The following is a 2,109-nucleotide window of genomic DNA, read 5'->3' as shown; positions in this document are numbered from 1 at the left end:
ATTAGAAAAACTCCCGACTTGGCCCAATAGCCGAATTGACGAGCTGCTGCCATTTGTTAAAGATCAGAACCCACAAGATAACGAAGGCTAAAGCAGCTGGCTAGGTGGGAGGGCTGAGCGCTTACAAAAAAATGGCTTTGCCTGCATTAAGATCGCGGGGAAAGTAGTAAACATTCGTACTGATAAAGATGGTAAATACATTGTTAAGAGAGATTATAGTACTGAGGGGTTTTCTAAGCGGTTTTTTTCTGTGCTAGGGTCAAGCCCTTTTTCAAAACAGCTCAGTCAAAGACTAAATTTTGACTACTCTCAAAAAAGTGAACCTGTTAATTTTGGCGGAACGCCTAATGTGGTGGCTAAAATTTTTAATAATGCGCTCTTTGGGGCTGAAGAAGACCGTAGATCGGTATCATGTTATCTGCCAAGAAATGCAGAGAGAGTTTCATTGGATAGTTTCGCTGGGCAGCTGAATGGTCGTTTGTATAAAACAGGCAACCCAGAAGACAAAAAGACAGTGGTTTTCATTCATGGGTCAGACTCATCAGCCGAAGCGCAATCCAGTGATTTGGCTACAACTTATAATCAAAATGGGTATAACGTTCTGGCTGTTAATATGAGAGGTTATGGAAAAAGTGACGGTGTGCCATCAGAGAAAGGAATGTATAGCGATGCTCAAGTAATGTTTGACTATGTACATAAAACATTAGGTGTTCCTGAAGGTGACATACTAATCCACGGCTATTCCTTAGGTGGGCCGGTTGCGGCAAATCTATATAAACACTTGGAATTGTCAGGTTTAAAAACAGCTGGATTAATACTGGATAGGCCAATGCCAAGTATGAGATCTGCAATTGTTGCGCATGAGATGCTTAATCCAATAGGTTTAGTCGGATTAATATCATCGTCAATTAATGGTAAGTTTGATGTGCAAGAGAATCTAAAGGGTATTGATGTATCTGCAAACATCATGCTGATTACAGATAATGAAGGGCTTGGGGCTGAGGGTGAGAAAATGAGATTAGCCTTGGCTAAAAGTGGCATAAATACGGTTGGCTCATCCGTTTGTGGTGATCATCAGGATACCATGGAGGCGATGAAAACTATTTTTAATGAAAACAATAAAGAATTTTTCAGCGCATCAATCTAGTTATTATTTTAAGCTTGTTTGAAATTAAATAAACAGTAACTAAATAAGGCGTTATTAATTTTGAAATCAATATATCCACGGTAATCCCCCCATTTTTAAGCTCACTTAAAAGTAGTGGCTAGGTATGTAATGCCAGTTTTTGTTTCGGGGTGATGCCGCCCAATCCCATATGTGAGCGTTCATTATTGTGATTCAAAAGACATTGCGTTGCAATTTATTTGAGTTGGTTTTGTGGGGGGATTACCAATTGGAGAGGCAAGAAAAAACTAAAATATGGACTTTTCAGTCGGCAGCGCAATTGCAGGTACTGTTGCGTAATGGTGTGCTATATGGCGATTGGATGCAAATTGGTCTCTCATCAGAGCAAGAGATGGCTTACCGCTCTATGTGCCGAATGATGGCATCCCGTAAATTATCATGTGGAAATCATCCGCCAATTTGGGCATGGCATTCTTGTGGTGCCTATCAGCAAGCCCCGGACGCCAAGGTGGCACGCATGTTGTTGAGCGATCATCAACTGAATAATCAAATAATGCTGTTATCTTTGGAGTGTTCAGCAGATCAAATGTTATTATCTGACTACAGCACTTGGTGTCAGCTATTCTATTCTTCTATTACGGCGATAGAATATGCGGCTATGGGCATGGCCGTACCAAGTGAAGAGCAGAAAGAAAGGTTGCTGTTGACAATTGATTACACTGGGCTTGATTCGGATGTGCTGGTTCAAGCTACCTTGCCATGCATAAGTAAGGAGTTTTTGGTCGAGGCTCGCCAAGTAGTATTGGATAATAATGAAGTGTGTGTTTTGGATCAACCATATTTGTTGTGGTAATCTCTAGGGTCTGTTGACGTTTCACATAGGCAACCATAAAAATGCACAAGCCATGGCAATAACGCTTTCGTAATTCCGTTTTAATTTATCGTATCGGAATGCCACAGCTCGATAATGTTTCAGTCGCGCA

2 protein-coding genes and 1 pseudogene are annotated in these 2,109 nt (G+C 41.0%); 2 read left to right on the top strand and 1 reads right to left on the bottom strand.

Translation table 11 applies throughout. The annotated features are described in order from the left end of the window. Positions 1 to 250: 250 nt before the first annotated feature. Positions 251 to 1,147, top strand: coding sequence for an alpha/beta hydrolase (locus tag CSQ88_RS22295; RefSeq protein WP_180273780.1), 897 nt, complete (start codon positions 251 to 253; stop codon positions 1,145 to 1,147). Positions 1,148 to 1,334: 187 nt separating this feature from the next. Further along, the gene (locus CSQ88_RS22290) at positions 1,335 to 1,979 is read left to right on the top strand and encodes a hypothetical protein (RefSeq protein ID WP_099400248.1); all 645 of its coding nucleotides are present in this window, start codon (positions 1,335 to 1,337) and stop codon (positions 1,977 to 1,979) included. Between the two features lie 21 nt (positions 1,980 to 2,000). Here the strand turns inward: CSQ88_RS22290 and CSQ88_RS22285 are convergent. Then, positions 2,001 to 2,109: pseudogene (locus CSQ88_RS22285) on the bottom strand (IS5/IS1182 family transposase); the annotation flags it as partial.

Origin of the sequence: Iodobacter sp. BJB302 (genome assembly GCF_002735645.1) — a bacterium.
GTDB lineage: Bacteria > Pseudomonadota > Gammaproteobacteria > Burkholderiales > Chitinibacteraceae > Iodobacter.
Note: the sequence above shows the minus strand (reverse complement) of the source record. Positions and strands in the feature narration are given on the sequence as shown.